Origin of the sequence: Pseudomonas sp. PAMC 26793, from assembly GCF_000313235.1 — a bacterium.
Classification (GTDB): Bacteria; Pseudomonadota; Gammaproteobacteria; order Pseudomonadales; family Pseudomonadaceae; genus Aquipseudomonas; species Aquipseudomonas yamanorum.
Genome location: NZ_AMXG01000010.1, coordinates 74006 through 90199 on the forward strand (window position 1 = coordinate 74006; position 16194 = coordinate 90199).

Consider the following 16194-nt stretch of genomic DNA (forward strand, 5'->3'; position numbering starts at 1 on the left):
CCTTTCGCACGTTCAATGCGCAGGGTGGATGCTATGAGCCCGCTTATTCTGATGGCAACCGCCGGCCTTGGGATCGCACTCCTGCTGTTCCTGGTGCTCAAGTACAAATTCCAGCCGTTTGTGGCGCTGATGCTGGTGAGCATCCTGGTGGCGTTGGTCGCCGGGGTAAAACCGGCCGACCTGGTCGCCACCATCGAAGGCGGGATGGGCAAGACTCTCGGCCATATCGCAATCATCATCGCCCTGGGCGCCATGATCGGCCGCATCATCGAATTGTCCGGCGGCGCCGAGGCGCTGGCGAAAACCCTGATCGAACGCTTCGGTAACCGGCGCACGCCGCTGGCGTTGACGGTGGCCGGCTTCATCATCGGTGTGCCGGTGTTCTTCGAAGTGGGGGTGATCATCCTGATGCCGCTGGCCTATGGCGTTGCCCGCCGTGCGCGCAAACCGCTGCTGATGTTTGCCTTGCCGATGTGCGCGGCGCTGCTCACGGTGCACGCCTTCCTGCCTCCGCATCCCGGTGCCGTGGCGGCCGCCAGCCAACTGGGCGCCGACCTGGGCCGGGTACTGATGTTCGGGCTGCCGCTCACGGCCTTCCTGTGCTACGTCGGCTACCGCGTGGCCGGACGCATGACCCGGCGTTTTTACCCGATGTCCGATGATATCCGTGCCGAAGTCTACGGCCCCCACGTGACCAACGACGACCTGCGCGCCTGGCATAACGGCAACGCCCAGAACGTCGAACAGGGGGCTGGCGCCGTCGCGCATATGGGCCTCGAAGAGTCCACCAGCAGCATCGTTGCCAAGCTGCCGCCCGCCCCGGCGCCGGGTTTCGGGTTGATCGTCAGCCTGATCCTGTTGCCCATCATCCTGATTCTGCTGGGCACCCTGGCGACGTCGCTGCTGCCCATCGAGTCGACGTTGCGGGCGATCATGACCGTCCTCGGAGCCCCGTTGGTGGCACTGCTGCTCGACACCTTACTGTGTGCCTGGCTGCTGGGCTCCCGTCGCGGCTGGAGCCGTACCCAGGTGTCCGATGTGATCGGCTCGGCATTGCCCGGCGTGGCCATGGTGATCCTGATCGCCGGTGCCGGCGGCGTGTTCGGCAAGGTGCTGGTGGACACCGGGATCGGTGCGGTGGTCTCCGACTTGCTGCGCACCACCGGGCTGCCAGTGCTGGCGCTGGGCTTTTTGCTGACCATGCTGTTGCGCGCGGTACAGGGTTCGACCACCGTGGCGCTGGTGACCACAGCGGGTATCATCAGCCCGTTGATTGCCACGCTCAACCTGACGCCCAACCATATGGCCCTGCTGTGCCTGGCCATGGGCGGTGGCGGGCTGGCGATGTCGCACATCAACGATGCCGGCTACTGGATTTTCACTAAACTGGCCGGCCTCAACGTGGCTGACGGCCTGCGCACCTGGACGGTGATCACCACCCTCCTGGGTACCCTGGGTTTCCTTGTCACCCTGTTGATCTGGCCTTTTGTCTGAAGGAGTTCCCATGCCTCGCTTTGCTGCCAACCTGAGCATGCTCTACCCCGAACGCCCGTTCCTGGAACGCTTCGCCGCGGCCGCCGCCGACGGATTCGAAGCGGTGGAGTACCTCTTTCCCTATGAGTACAGCCCACAGGAACTCCAGCAACGCCTGACCGACAACGGCCTGGTGCAAGCGCTGTTCAACGCGCCACCGGGTGATTGGGCCGCGGGCGAGCGTGGCATCGCGACCTTGCCGGGTCGCGAGGACGAGTTTCGCGCCAGTTTCGACCGGGCGCTGGAGTACGCCGCCGTGCTGGGCAATACCCGCATCCATGTGATGGCCGGCTTGCTGGCGTCGGAAAGCGACCGCGCGCGGCACCATGGGGTGTACCTGGAAAACCTCGCCTACGCGGCCGCCCAGGCGCAGCAGGCCGGCGTTACGGTGTTGCTGGAGCCGATCAACACCCGAGACATGCCAGGGTTTTTCCTCAACCGCCAGGACCAGGCACAGGCCATCTGCAAGGAGGTCGGCGCCCGCAACCTGAAGGTCCAGTTCGACTGTTATCACTGCCAGATCGTCGAGGGCGACCTGGCCGTGAAACTGCGCCGGGACATGGGCGGCATTGGCCATATCCAGATTGCCGGCGTGCCCGATCGGCATGAACCGGACCTCGGGGAGCTGAATTACCCTTACCTGTTCGAGCTGATCGATGAACTGGGGTATGACGGCTGGATAGGCTGCGAATACCGACCGCGGGGTGACACCTCGGCCGGCCTGCAATGGTTGCGGGACTGGAAGGCACGCTAAACAACGCTACCCTCCGCCGCGCGTTGCTCGCAGCAGACCGAAAAGCCCCGTCAGGCGGGCGTGAGGTCGGACGGCAACATCAGTTCGACCCCTTGCTTGCGTATGCCGTCCGCTGCGGCGGGCGCCAGCGCGGCGTCACTGATGACGATATCGAACTGCTCCAGCCCGGCGATCTTGTACATGCTGAAGGTGCCGTACTTGGAACTGCTGGCCACCAGCACCACTTGCGACGCCGACTGCATGGCCACCTGCTTGACCTCCACCTTCAACGCCGAAGGCGTGGTTATCCCGCGTCGCAGGTCCCAGGAACTGGTAGAGATAAAGGCGATGTCGGTGACCACCTGGCGCAGTGTGGCCACCGCAAGCCCGCCCACACACGAATGGTTGGAGTGATCCAACTGCCCGCCCGTGTGAATCACCGTCACGTGCGGGGCGTCCATCAGTGCCTGCACCACGCCGAAGTCGTTGGTCACCACCGTCATGCCGGCGAGCGCCTTGATGTAGGGCACGATCTCCAGCGTGCTGGTGCCTGCGTCCAGGTAGACCGTCATGTCCGCACGCAGCAAGCGCGCGGCGAGCTTGGCCATGGCCTGCTTCTGCGGCAACTCCACCACGGCCTTGAGCTGATGGCTCGGCTCGCTGTGAAGCTGGCTGGCAATGCGCACCCCGCCGGTGACCGAATACGCCCGGCCTTCCTGCTCCAGCAATGCAATGTCGCGCCGCACGGTCATGTGGGAGCAGTCGAACATCTCCATCAACTGATGGACACTCAGCACTTGATGCTTGCGCAACTGACGCAGTATCAGCTCACGGCGCTGATCAGGAATCATCGGTGCGCCGCTCTCGGCGGTGATGTCCTTCTGGCTTGGCATGCAAGGCTCCAACAGTTACGGCGGGTGGGTTCGGGTGCACCCCATAGTAGCGAATCCACCACAGCCCGCGCGAGCCTGGCAAAAAAATGCAGCCGGCACACACACCTACTTCAACCGCCCGGCCTCACCCAGCCAAGCGGGTGCGCCTTTGTGCAGCCAGTCAGTGGCCGCAGGATTGTGTTTGACCCGGCTGTCCAGAAACGCCACGCCAATGGCCTGGATCGCCGCGACTTGCTTGGGATCCGGCGCCGGTTCGCCCGCCATCTGGCTACCGCCGCCAGGTTTGGCGCCGTGCTTGTGCCCTCGACCTTTGGGCGCATCGCCGGACGAATCACTGCCTTTATCGGCCTTTTTCGCCGGCCGACTGAATAACTCACTGCCCGCCAACGTCTTGTGCGTCGCACTGTTCAGGTCCAACCGGACACTACCGGCCACCCTCACCGAGTCACCCAATACTTCCCGCTGGCGATAGGAACTGACCCAGTTGAACGGGTCTTCATCCTGCTGACCGGTCATCGACAGCACGGGCGCCGATATCCGGGCATACCGGTCTGGCCGGGCATCGGCGTCCACATAAGGGCTGAGCAGCAGCACTGCCTTGGGCTGAACCGCAACGCCCGACGCAGCGCCAGGCTCCAGCGCCCCGGCGAGCGCCTCGGCGGTCTGCGCGCCAAAATCAAAGCCCGCCACCACCACCTGGTTCCAGTCTATGGCTGCCAGTTGCGTATCGCCCTTGGCGGCCCGTGCCCGAACCTCAGTCAGGACTTTCTGCAAGGTGGACAGCCTGTCGCGCAGTGCGACGTCGGAATAATGACTGCTCGCCATCCCGCGAAAATCGCCATATTGCGCCTGCTGCGAGGCGAAGATCGACTGGTCATGGGCGTGCTCCTGAACCGACAGCACCGCATAACCGGCCTGTGCCCAAGCCTTGCGCCACGCCACGCCGCCCGAGGCCGACTCTCCCAACCCCGGCAAGTAGATAATCAGCGGCACGCGCTCCTGGGTCACCGGGGCCAACCACGCTGCATTCACCGATTGCTGATCGACCTGCCAGGTTGCGTCCCAGCCGGCCGTTTCGTAGTGGGAAGGTTGATAAGCGGTACTCAGCTCCTTATCGACCCGCTCGCTGAAAGCGGCTCGCGGGTTTGGCGGATCGCCCGCACACCCTGCGATCAATCCCAGGCTGCCCACCAGGGCGCCCACCGCCAGCCAGTACCGCGGTTGAAAGCTCATTCGATGCATACCGTCATTCAGTTCAAGATGAATGGCAGCGTAACCGACCCGCTGGCGAACGCAGCACGCGCACAGGTAAAGAATGGGTAAAGCGTGACGGCACGATGGCCTTTCTTGCGGGTCTTTGTTTTATGAGAACCGGAAAAACTTCATGGAGACGCCTGTGAGCATCAGAGACAACCCCGAGGACTACCAGGATCTCAAGCGGGCCGTCGGCTTGCTTGAGTCACCCTCCCTGACCGCCCGGCTGTCGGGCATGATCGGCTCCCCCATTGAAAGTGCGGTGAAGGCCTTGCCGGGGGTGGTTTCAAAAAGGATCAATGGCGCCGTGGCGGCGGCGCTGCACTCCTCCGCCGGCGCGGCGCTGAAGAGCCTGGAGAACAGCCCGAAAAAGCCAGCCTCGACCCGGCTGCACAAGGCCTTCGCGGCGACCTCTGGCGCTATCGGCGGAGCCTTCGGTTTTGCGGCGCTGTTTGTTGAACTGCCGATCTCCACCACCATCATGATGCGCGCGGTCGCCGATGTGGCGCGCAGCGAAGGTTTTGACCTGGGTGATCTCGCCACCAAGCAGGCCTGCATCGAAGTGTTTGCCATGGGCGGCAACAGCCAGGTCGACGATGCAACGGAAACGGGTTACTACATGACCCGCAGCTTTACCACCCAGGCCATGCAGCAACTGTCGAAGGAACTGGCGGGAATCGCCGCCAAGCAGGGCTCCAAGGCCATCAGCAGCCTGTCCCCGGGGCAAGCGGGCAAATGGCTGGCGATCCTGATCGACAAGGTCGCGACCCAGTTTGGCTTTACCATTTCCAGCAAATTCGCGGCGCAGGCCGTTCCCGTGATGGGCGCCTTTACCGGGGCGACCATCAATACGCTGTTCACCCACTTCTATCAGGACATGGCGCGGGGGCACTTCATCGTCAAACGGCTTGAAGATCAATATGGGTTTGAGGCGATCAAGGATGAGTACATGGCCATCAAGGCTGCCGACCGGATGCATACGCTTGAGCTATCTGGTAAATAGAAAAAACAACATCATAATGATGGCACTGTCTGATATTTTGTTAAACGAACACAGCCACTCCGAGGATTGTCATGGGCGAAGGCGCTCCTATTCCGCCGAATGAAGTTGAACGGCTAACAGAGGTCGCGAAATTTTGTCCACCCGACAGCGACTACGATGACGTCTTTGAAAAAATCGTCGAGATGGCGTCTGCCTACTTCAACGCCCCCATCGCATTGATTTCAATTGTCGATAAACACCGGCAATGGTTCAAGGCACGCGTGGGGCTTACAGAAACGCAGACATCGCGAGAAGTCTCTTTTTGCGCCTACTCCACGCTGGACAATTCCCTGTTGGAGGTGTTGGACGCCACGCTGGATGCCCGTTTCAAACACAACCCGCTGGTAACAGGGCCGCCGCATATTCGTTATTACGCGGGCGCGCCGTTGACCACGGAGGATGGTTTTACACTGGGAAGTCTCTGCATCATTGACACCGTCTCCCGCCCCCCCATGACCGAGCGTGACAGTGCCATGCTCAACGGCTTCGCGGAACTGGTGATGATGCGCATCCAAGGCATGCGGTCTCGCAACTTTATAGACCAACCCACGGGGCTGTTTAATCGACTCAGGCTTGAGGAAGATATCCGTCAAGCGGTGAAGGTCAAGAACCGGTGCCAGGTGTATGCCGTTGACATTATCTCGCCAAAGTTCCTCAACGACATCGTAAAGGCCCTGGGGTATAGCTTTGCGGGAGACCTGGTGTTGGCGATCAAATCTCGCCTGCAAAAACTCTTACCCGCCCGGTGCCTGCTTTACAAAATAAGCCCGACCCGGTTTGGCTTTCTCCTTGAGGAGGAACAAACCACCGAGCACATCTGCGCAAGTATTCTGACGGACTTCAAAAAACCGGTTGAATGCCACGGCATCCCCATACTCATGCAAGTGGGAATTGGCGTCCTGCCCATTCATGGCGCAGGGCAGCAAGACTGGCTGCGCCTGCTGGTCAGCGCGGCAGATGAGGCGCGTGACCGCAAGCTGGGATGGTCTCTCTATAAACCCCATTTTGATGCCGCTCAACAACGCGCTTTCATGTTGTTGAGTTCGTTGCCGGAGGCGGTCAGCTCCGACCAACAGTTCAGCCTGGTGTATCAGCCCAAAATCAAACTGCCCTCAGGAAAGTGTCATTCGGTAGAGGCATTGTTGCGATGGACCCATCCGTTGCTTGGCCCCATCAGCCCTGCTGAATTCATCCCCTTGGCTGAAAAAACCGCGCTGATACCCTCCGTTGGATTATGGGTGCTCAACGCAATCATCCGGCAAGCCGTTGTTTGGAAAGCACAAGGTGTGCGCCTGCGGATAGCGATGAATATCACTGTCAGCGATCTGGAAAGTGCCGAGTTCGTAGACGCGATGATTCATGAAATTCAAACCCACGGCCTGGACCCGGCCAGCTTTGAACTTGAATTTACCGAAAGCATGCTGATGACCAATCCTGAAGAAGTCATCCGTCAATTGGAGCGCGTTCGTCAGATTGGCATAGAGGTCGCGGTTGATGATTTCGGCACTGGCTACAGCAACTGGGCGTATTTGAAAGAGCTTCCGGCCACGACCGTCAAGCTTGATCAATCACTGATCAGCGGACTGGGCACCAATCAAAATGACAAGCAACTGGTTAAAACCCTGATAGGCCTGGCGAAGGGGCTTGGCTACCGCGTCGTTGCCGAAGGCGTAGAAAACCAAGGTATTCTCGACCTGTTGATACAGTGGGGGTGTTCCGAAGCGCAGGGCTACTTGATCGCAAAGCCTATGAGCGCCACAGATCTTGAAACCTGGACAGGACAAGGGGGCTACGGCGCATCGGCAGCGCCGTTCCCCATCAGAACCTAATGCTTGTCTGGCGTTGCAGTGGCGGGAGCTTGCAGAAAGCCTCGCGCCAACTGCTGGTATAACTCAGGTCCCATCCGGGCGCTGACCGCTTTGGCAATCAGGGCGACGGCCAGGAGACTGATCACCATCCCATGGCTGTCGATCATCTCCATGACGATGATCGCCGACGTGATAGGCGACTGTGTTACCGCCGCCAGGAAGCCCACCATGCAGAGCGCAATCATCGGTTGAGCGGCCACGTTGAAAAAATCGGCGGCATTGGCTCCCACCGCAGCACCTACTGCCAGGGACGGCGCAAAGATACCGCCGGGGATACCGGAAAAATAGGTCACAACGGTGGCCAGAAAGCGCGTGATGGGTGCGTGCCATGGCAGGCCAATATCGGACACGATGAGCTGCGAGGTGATGCCGTAACCACTGCCGAATGACATACCGCCACTGAGCCAGCCGAGCATGGCCACAATCAGCCCACAGCCACCGGCGAACCACACGGGGTGCAAGCGGCGCCACTCCCAGAGAACGAATCGACGATGCCGTTGCGGCCACAGCAGCATGCGGCTGAACAACCCTCCCAGAAGACCGCAGCCGATACCGGATGCCAACACAGGAACGACGACATCCAGGCTGACATCTTGCACGTCAAAGTGGCCGAAATAGTTGTAGTTGCCCTGTAACGCGATCGCGACCATCCCCGACAGAATGATCGTGCTGAGCAACACGCCACTGGTTCGGGTCTCCAGCTTTCGCCCCAACTCTTCTACCGCGAAAGCCACGCCGGCCAATGGTGTGTTGAACGCGGCAGCAATGCCCGCGGCACCTCCGGCCAGGATCAGATCCTCGGGGCGGATAATCCGCGCATTGGGCAGGTAGCGGTGAAAGAAGTGCATGATCGAAGCGGCCACTTGAACCGAGGGGCCTTCGCGCCCCGCCGAAAAGCCCCCCGTCAAGGCCAGCGTGCCAAGCCCTATCTTGGCGAACGCAAGACGCAAAGACACCAAATGATTGACGGGCTTGCCTTGGTGGGCGAGCCGTGTGGCTGCGATCACCTGGGGAATACCGCTGCCTTGGGCCCCGGCGAAAAACCGCGTAGTCAGCCACACCACCAGCATCCCGACCAGCGGTGTGTAGATAAACGGCAGCCAGGGCCGCCCGGCGGTCTGCTGCGCAAACTGCATCAGTGCCAGGTCGGCCAAGCGGGCAAACATCACCACCAGCAGGCCCGCACAGGTAGCCGCAGCCCAGAGCGTCACGCGGGTGCGCCAGCGGATAGAGGTAAAGCGACGGCGTAGCAACAATAACGGTTTGATCACCCGAGCAGATTCCCGTTGAGGTTCGATGGCATGCGACGTCAAAAACAAGGGGGCAGGCAATGACCTGCGCTCGTGGATGATCCTCCTGGAACCCCAAGTGCTCTTGCTTTGGACGCGCCGATGTCGAGGCGCAACCACTCTAGTGCGCACTCGGCAATGGTGTCACGCGTTTATCCAGCAACGGCAGATCGATTTCAGGGGCTGTGACGCAGCGCGATAGCGGCCAGGCCAGGCAGAAAAAAGGCCCACACCGTGGGCCTTCTCAAGAAACGCGTGAGCGTCAGGCCAGTTCAAAACGATCCAGGTTCATCACCTTGGTCCAGGCCGACACGAAGTCCTCGACAAATTTGTCCGCGGCGTCGGCACTGCCATAAACCTCCGAGAGCGCCCTTAACTGGGCATGCGAACCGAATACCAGGTCGACACGGGTACCCGTCCACTTGACTGCACCGGTCTTGCGGTCATGCGCCTCAAAGGTATCGTGGGTGCCAGAGGCTGGCTTCCATTCAACCCCCATATCCAGCAGGTTGCTGAAGAAGTCATTGGTCAGGGCCCCCGGGCGATCCGTGAAGACTCCGTGCTGGCTCTGCCCGACGTTGATATTCAACACCCGAAGGCCGCCCAACAGCACCGTCATTTCCGGTGCCGTCAGTGTCAGCAGTTGCGCCTTGTCCACCAGCAACGCTTCAGCCGACACCCGGTAGTGGCCCTTCAGGTAGTTCCGAAAGCCATCGGCGACCGGCTCAAGGAAACCAAACGACTCGACATCCGTCTGCTCCTGAGAGGCATCCGTGCGCCCCCGCGTGAAAGGCACTGTGATCTGCCGGCCGGCATTTTTTGCCGCCTCCTCAACTCCCACACTGCCCGCCAGCACGATCAGGTCGGCCAGGGAAATCCTTTTGCCACCCGTCTGCGCGGCGTTGAAATCGCTCTGAATCACTTCGAGATGCTTCAGTACGCCCGACAGTTGCTCAGGCTGGTTGACCGCCCAGTCCTTCTGCGGAGCCAGGCGCAGGCGCCCGCCATTGGCTCCCCCGCGTTTATCGGAGCCGCGGAAGGTGGACGCTGCGGCCCATGCCGTAGAAACCAGCTGCGAGACCGTCAGCCCTGCGGCGAGAATCTTTTGCTTGAGCGCCGCCAGGTCCTGTTCATCCACCAGTGGATGATCGACTTTTGGAATCGGGTCCTGCCACAGCAACTCTTCCGCGGGGGTTTCCGGGCCGAGATAACGCGCAAGCGGGCCCATGTCTCGATGGGTAAGCTTGAACCAGGCACGGGCGAAGGCGTCGGCCAGTTGGTCGGGGTTGGCCAGAAAACGTCGGGAAATCTGTTCGTACGCCGGATCGAAACGCAGCGCCAGGTCCGAGGTCAGCATGCTCGGCGCATGTCGCTTGCCAGCGTCATGGGCATCCGGAACCTTGCCGGCGCCGGCACCGTTCTTCGGTGTCCACTGATGCGCTCCCGCCGGGCTCTTGGTCAGTTCCCATTCAAAGCCAAAGAGGTTTTCGAGGTACTCATTGCTCCATTTCGTCGGCGTCGAGGTCCAGGTCACTTCCAGCCCGCTGGTGATGGTGTCACCGCCCTTGCCGCTGCCGAAGCTGTTTTTCCAGCCAAGCCCCTGCTCTTCCAGGCCAGCGGCTTCCGGTTCCGGGCCGACGTTATCCGCCGGGCCTGCGCCGTGGGTCTTGCCGAAGGCGTGACCGCCGGCAATCAGTGCAACGGTCTCTTCATCATTCATCGCCATGCGGCCGAAGGTTTCACGGATATCCTTCGCCGAGGCAACCGGGTCCGGAACCCCTTCCGGCCCTTCCGGGTTCACGTAGATCAGGCCCATCTGTACAGCGGCGAGAGGGTTTTCCAGATTGCGCTCGCCGCTCCCGGTGCGGCTTTCTTCGTTGCCATGGTTCTGCGGCTCTGCCACCAACGTACCATCGCCCGGCTGCTGCATTTTCTTTTGCGCGCCGTAACGCTCTTCTCCCCCCAGCCAAGTGGTCTCGGCCCCCCAGTAAACGTCTTCGTCCGGTTCCCAGACATCCGGACGACCGCCAGAGAACCCGAAGGTCTTGAAGCCCATGGACTCCAGCGCAACGTTACCGGTGAGGACGATCAGATCGGCCCAGGAAATCTGGCGGCCGTACTTTTGCTTGACCGGCCAGATCAGGCGACGGGCTTTATCCAGGCTGACGTTGTCAGGCCAGCTGTTGAGCGGTGCAAAGCGCTGCTGACCGGTACCGGCACCGCCACGACCGTCAGCGGTACGGTAAGTCCCGGCGCTGTGCCAGGCCATGCGAATGAACAGCGGGCCGTAATGGCCAAAGTCCGCCGGCCACCAGTCCTGGGATTGCGTCATGACATCGCGCAAATCCTGCTTGACCGCTTCGAAGTCAAGACGCTTGAACGCCTTGGCGTAGTCGAAGCCCTGACCCATGGGGTCGCTGAGGGAGGAGTGCTGATGCAGGATCTTCAAATTCAGTTGCCGGGGCCACCAGTCTCGGTTCGTGGTGCCACCACCCGCAGCGTGGCTGAACGGGCATTTCGATTCAGTTGACATGCTTGATACACCTTTTCGTCATGTTCATCCGTACCATCGCGCCCATTGGCGCACTTCAGGCATTGATGGCTGAGTGCTGAGATTAGCTTCGATCGCGGAAAACTCTAATAGCCAGAACGTTATCCCTCGATAGGCGGGCTCTTTGGATTGAAGAACCGAAGGAGTACCCGTTCTTCTGCGTCCATGGTGTGGGCAAGAGCTCGAAGGTTCTTCTCGCCGCCGGTACGCGCGGTGCCGAAGAACGCCTCTCTATGCCACTCACCGCTCGCTGATCGACTTCGAATCCGCAGGTTCAGCCCCCGCGATGACAATTCGGTAATGGCCATCACCGTGCCTTTCGACGTTGGATCCAATGAATTAAAAAATGACCGATAATCGCCCATGCTTTCTCAGGAAGATTGAACAAATCATTGACCGACAGCGACTCCAGCAATTTAATGGATCCATTAAATAAAAATAATGCCTCGCCTGGAGAGTTGCCATGTACCCCAAGAACACTTGGTATGTCGCCTGCACACCCGATGAAATCGCTCAAAAACCCCTGGGTCGGCAGATCTGCGGTGAAAAAATGGTGTTTTATCGCGGCCTGGAAGGCGTCGTGGCTGTCGAGGATTTCTGCCCCCATCGTGGCGCTCCGCTCTCGCTGGGCTATGTGGAAAACGGCAACCTGGTCTGTGGCTATCACGGCCTGGTCATGGGGGCCGACGGTAAGACCGTCGAAATGCCAGGCCAGCGGGTGCGCGGTTTTCCATGCAACAAGACGTTTGCGGTAGTGGAACGCTACGGCTTCATTTGGGTGTGGCCGGGGGATCAGGCCCAGGCGGACCCGGCGCTGATTCATCACCTGGAGTGGGCAGTGAGTGACCAGTGGGCCTACGGCGGCGGGCTCTTTGATATCCAGTGCGATTACCGCCTGATGATCGACAATCTGATGGACCTGACCCACGAAAGCTACGTTCACGCCTCCAGCATCGGCCAGAAGGAAATCGACGAAGCCCCTCCCGTGACCACAGTGGAGGGCGACGAAGTCGTCACCGCCCGGCATATGGAAAACATCATGGCTCCGCCGTTCTGGCGCATGGCCCTGCGCGGCAACAACCTCGCCGACGATGTGCCGGTGGATCGCTGGCAGATCTGTCGCTTCACCCCGCCCAGCCATGTGCTGATCGAAGTCGGCGTGGCCCACGCCGGCAAGGGCGGCTACCACGCAGCGCCCGAACACAAGGCGGCAAGCATCGTGGTCGACTTCATCACCCCGCAAACCGAGACGTCGATCTGGTATTTCTGGGGCATGGCGCGCAACTTCAACCCTCACGACGAGGCGCTGACCGCCAGCATTCGCGAAGGCCAAGGGAAGATTTTCAGCGAAGACCTGGAGATGCTCGAGCGTCAGCAGCAGAACCTGCTGGCCCACCCGCAACGCAACCTGCTCAAGTTGAATATCGATGCCGGCGGCGTGCAGTCGCGCAAGATCCTGGAACGACTGATTGCCAAGGAACGCACCCTCGAACCACAACTGATCACGACCACCACCGCCTGAACGGCGCGACAACCCTGCGAGGACCGAACATGATCGATGTGGTGGTGGTATCCCGTAATAAAGAAGCCCAGGACATTTGCAGCTATGAACTGGCCAGGGTCGATGGCCAGCCGCTGCCCGCCTTCAGTGCCGGCGCGCACATTGACGTGCATCTGCCGGATGGACTGGTGCGCCAGTATTCGCTGTGCAATCACCCCGAGGAGCGTCATCGCTACCTGATCGGCGTACTCAACGACCCGGCTTCTCGCGGCGGCTCACGCAGCATGCACGAGCAAGTACACGAGGGCACCCGCCTGACGATCAGCGAACCACTCAATCTCTTCCCCCTGGCCCACGAAGCACGCCGTAGCCTGCTGTTCGCCGGCGGCATCGGCATCACCCCGATCCTGTGCATGGCCGAGCGCCTGGCCCATGCGGGCGCCGACTTCGACCTGCATTACTGTGCCCGCGCCAGTGAACGTGCGGCGTTTGTACAGCGGCTCAAGGCGTCGCCGTTTGCCGAGCGAGTGTTCCTGCATTTCGATGAGCAGCCCCACACGGCCCTCAGGGCTGCCGAGGTGCTGGCCGCGCCCGCAGACGATGTGCACCTGTATGTCTGCGGCCCCGGCGGCTTCATGCAACACGTGCTCGACAGCGCGCGGGAGCAAGGCTGGCAGGAGGACTGCCTGCATCGCGAGTACTTCTCGGCGGCGGCGGTGGACAATAGCCTCGACGGGAGCTTTTCGGTGAGGCTCGGCAGCAGCGGCCAGGTGTTCGAAATCCCCGCCGACAAGACCGTGGTCCAGGTCCTGGAAAGCCAGGGCATCGAGATTGCCGTGTCCTGCGAACAAGGGATCTGTGGCACCTGCCTGACCCGTGTGCTGGACGGCATCCCGGAGCACCGCGACCTGTTCCTCACCGAGCAGGAACAAGCGCTGAACGACCAGTTCACGCCCTGCTGCTCACGCTCGAAAACTCCACTGCTGGTGCTCGACATCTGAACCGCGTCACGACGCGGGCAAAATCACCTTCATGCGCGCGTCGGCAGTGGCTGAACTGAAGATCTCGGCATACCGCAAGGTCGCATTGGCGTGTTCGCGCATGATGGCTTCGGCGCGCGCGCCCTGGCGATTGACCAGGGCATCGAACACCGAGTGATGCTGCATGTGGGCATAGTTAAAGCGCCGGTATTCACGGGCCATGTCTTCACGATCCACCGCCAGCGCGGTCACCGATGCGAAGGGCAGGTGATCATTGCGTGCCAGTGCATCCGCGATCGCCGGGTTGTGGCTGCCCTCCACGATGACCTGGTGAAAGCGCATGTTCAGGTCGTGGTAAACCTCAAGGTCATCTTCGGTCACGTAGCCTTTGTCGAACAGTTGGTCGCCTTCCACCAGGCAGCGCTCCAGCGCCGCACGCGCCGCGTCGCAAAGACCATGCTCGGCGGCTTGCCGCGCAGCCAGGCCTTCCAGCACGCCACGCACTTCGACGGCGCCGGCAATGTCGCTGGGGCTGACCGAACGCACCTGATAGCCGCGCCCGCCAAACGGCACCAGCAGCCCTTCCTGCTCGAGGGTACGGAACGCCATGCGCACCGGCATGCGCGACACACCAAAGCGTTGCGCCGTGGGGATTTCCATCAGGCGTTCCCCCGCCACCAGCTCCCCGCTGGCAATCATCTTGCGCAGTGCTACCAGCACCAATTGACCGGGCTTACTCATCCAGGCAACTTCCAGAAAACGTGGGCTGCCATAGTACCGCAAGCATCCGATCCCGTCAGACGAACGCCAGTGCGGCGCGCGCCCCCTCTATGGCACCCAGGTGTTGCGCCAGTCGCGACGGCAGGTAATCGAAAAAGAACCCGGCGCTTTGCAGCTTGGCAGCACGCAACGGCTCGTCTTCGGGCAATGCCCTGGAGACCCGCGCAGCCCGCGCCCAGGCAAAGGCCAGCAACGCCACGCCACAGAGCTGGAGGAAATCCGGCGCAGCCCGATAGGGGTATTCACTGTCTGCCTGGGAGCGTTCACCCAGGGCGCTCACCACACCGGCCAGCGAGTCGCACAGACTGCCCAATGCGCGGGAAAACCCTGCGCACTCGACATACTGCAAGCCCTGCCCGGCCTCGGCACGCAACTCGGCCAGCAGCAGGCCAAAGGCGCGACCTTCATCCCCCAGCACTTTGCGCAGTAACAAGTCATTGGCCTGGATCTCGTTACTGCCCTCGTAGATCATCGCGATGCGGCTGTCCCGCAGGGTTTGCTCGATAGCGAACTCGGTGACGTAGCCGTAACCGCCAAACACCTGCAACGCATTGCTCGCCTGGCGAAAGCCCTGTTCGGTGAAAAATGCCTTGATGATGGGGGTCAGCAACGGCGCCAACCGGGCGGCCGACGAGTCCTGGTCATGCTCGGCCTGATCAAGCAAGTGCGCCGCCCAATAGCCGATGGCGCGCATGCCCTCGCTGGTGGTGCGCAGCTCCAGCAACACACGGCGCATGGCCGGGTGATAACGGATCGGGTCAGCGGCCTGGGCCGCCACGTCTTCGGGCCTGGACGGTGCACGCATCTGCACGCGCTCGGCGGCGTACTGCCGGGCATTCTGCCAAGCCGCCTCGGCATGCCCCAGGCCCTGCAGGCCGACATGCAGGCGCGCCGAATTCATCATCACGAACATCGCCGCCAGGCCCTGATTGGCATCACCGATCAGCCAGCCTTGGGCGGCGTCGAATACCAGGGAGCAGGTGGCGCTGCCCTTGATGCCCATCTTGTGTTCGATACCGTCGCAATGCACGCCATTTGCCCGGCCATCGTCCAGCTGCTTGGGCACCAGGAACAGTGAAATACCGCGACTGCCCGGCGGCGCACCGGGCAGGCGCGCCAGCACCAAGTGCAGGATATTGGCCGTGAGGTCGTGCTCACCGCCGGAGATAAAGAGCTTGCTGCCGCTCAAGCGATAGCTGCCATCCGCCTGGGGGTCAGCGCGACAGCGCAGCAGACCGACATCGCTGCCAGCCTGGGACTCGGTCAGGCACATGGTGGGCAACGCCTGGCCACTGACAATCTCGGGCAGGTAGCGTGCCTGCAGCCAAGGGGCCGCGTGAGTCTTGAGGCACAGATAGGCGCCGTGGGCGATCCCGGTGTACATGGCCCAGGCGTGATTGCTGGCGTAGAGCATCTCTTGCAGCGCCGCATCGAGCAGTTGCGGCAAGCCCTGCCCGCCCTGCGCTTCGGCGCACGCCAGCGCCGGCCAGCCACCCTCGACATAAGCCCGATAGGCCTCGACGAAGCCGTCCGGGGTGCTGACCTGGCCCGCCTGCCAGCGGCAGCCCTGGCGATCACCGTGGCTGTTCAACGGCGCCAGCACACCCTGGCTGAAGCGTGCCGCCTCCTCCCATACTTGTAATGCCAGCGGCAGGTCGAGGGTCTCGAACGCCGGGTTGCGCCGCCAGCTGTCGGGCGCCTGCAACCAGTGTTCAAGGACAAATTGCATATCGCGCAGGGGCGCCTCATAGCTCCACATCGGGACACCTC

The 16194-nt window shown here is 61.6% G+C and carries 12 protein-coding genes; 6 read left to right on the plus strand and 6 right to left on the minus strand.

From position 1 onward, the window contains the following. The first annotated feature begins 33 nt into the window (after nucleotides 1–33). Together D109_RS0101820 and otnI are read left to right on the plus strand one after the other, a co-directional pair. Nucleotides 34–1494 (plus strand): SLC13 family permease, encoded by a 1461-nt coding sequence (locus D109_RS0101820; RefSeq protein WP_026077718.1) that lies wholly within the window; start codon nucleotides 34–36, stop codon nucleotides 1492–1494. A 10-nt stretch (nucleotides 1495–1504) separates the two neighbouring features. After that, a complete protein-coding gene (gene otnI, locus D109_RS0101825) occupies nucleotides 1505–2287 on the plus strand; it encodes a 2-oxo-tetronate isomerase (RefSeq protein WP_017475393.1) in 783 nt (260 codons plus the stop codon). 50 nt (nucleotides 2288–2337) lie between these two features. Here the strand turns inward: otnI and D109_RS0101830 are convergent, their stop codons facing one another. Further along, the gene (locus D109_RS0101830) at nucleotides 2338–3159 is read right to left on the minus strand and encodes a DeoR/GlpR family DNA-binding transcription regulator (protein WP_017475394.1); all 822 of its coding nucleotides are present in this window, start codon (nucleotides 3157–3159) and stop codon (nucleotides 2338–2340) included. Nucleotides 3160–3264: 105 nt separating this feature from the next. Then, entirely contained in the window at nucleotides 3265–4392 is a 1128-nt protein-coding gene (locus D109_RS0101835) for an alpha/beta hydrolase (RefSeq protein WP_017475395.1), read from the minus strand. A gap of 151 nt (nucleotides 4393–4543) precedes the next feature. On the opposite strand from D109_RS0101835, the gene D109_RS0101840 reads away from it, so the two are divergent. Both D109_RS0101840 and D109_RS0101845 read left to right on the plus strand, forming a co-directional pair. Further along, nucleotides 4544–5416 (plus strand): EcsC family protein, encoded by an 873-nt coding sequence (locus tag D109_RS0101840; protein ID WP_026077719.1) that lies wholly within the window; start codon nucleotides 4544–4546, stop codon nucleotides 5414–5416. 71 nt (nucleotides 5417–5487) lie between these two features. Continuing rightward, a complete protein-coding gene (locus D109_RS0101845) occupies nucleotides 5488–7284 on the plus strand; it encodes an EAL domain-containing protein (protein WP_017475397.1) in 1797 nt (598 codons plus the stop codon). On the opposite strand, the gene D109_RS0101850 is transcribed toward D109_RS0101845, so the two are convergent. Further along, entirely contained in the window at nucleotides 7281–8594 is a 1314-nt protein-coding gene (locus tag D109_RS0101850; protein WP_026077720.1) for a chloride channel protein, read from the minus strand. The genes D109_RS0101845 and D109_RS0101850 overlap by 4 nt on opposite strands. 280 nt (nucleotides 8595–8874) lie before the next feature. Beyond that, entirely contained in the window at nucleotides 8875–11145 is a 2271-nt protein-coding gene (katG, locus tag D109_RS0101855; protein WP_017475399.1) for a catalase/peroxidase HPI, read from the minus strand. Between the two features lie 481 nt (nucleotides 11146–11626). Here katG and D109_RS0101860 point away from each other — a divergent pair, with 481 nt between their 5' ends. Both D109_RS0101860 and D109_RS0101865 read left to right on the plus strand, forming a co-directional pair. Then, nucleotides 11627–12685 (plus strand): aromatic ring-hydroxylating dioxygenase subunit alpha, encoded by a 1059-nt coding sequence (locus D109_RS0101860; protein WP_017475400.1) that lies wholly within the window; start codon nucleotides 11627–11629, stop codon nucleotides 12683–12685. A 29-nt stretch (nucleotides 12686–12714) separates the two neighbouring features. Next, nucleotides 12715–13665: a PDR/VanB family oxidoreductase gene (locus D109_RS0101865; RefSeq protein WP_017475401.1), complete on the plus strand. Its 951-nt coding sequence runs from the start codon at nucleotides 12715–12717 to the stop codon at nucleotides 13663–13665. Between the two features lie 6 nt (nucleotides 13666–13671). Here the strand turns inward: D109_RS0101865 and D109_RS0101870 are convergent, their stop codons facing one another. Then, nucleotides 13672–14385, minus strand: coding sequence for a GntR family transcriptional regulator (locus tag D109_RS0101870; RefSeq protein WP_017475402.1), 714 nt, complete (start codon nucleotides 14383–14385; stop codon nucleotides 13672–13674). Between the two features lie 55 nt (nucleotides 14386–14440). Then, nucleotides 14441–16183 (minus strand): acyl-CoA dehydrogenase, encoded by a 1743-nt coding sequence (locus D109_RS0101875; protein ID WP_017475403.1) that lies wholly within the window; start codon nucleotides 16181–16183, stop codon nucleotides 14441–14443. Between the last annotated feature and the right edge of the window lie 11 nt (nucleotides 16184–16194).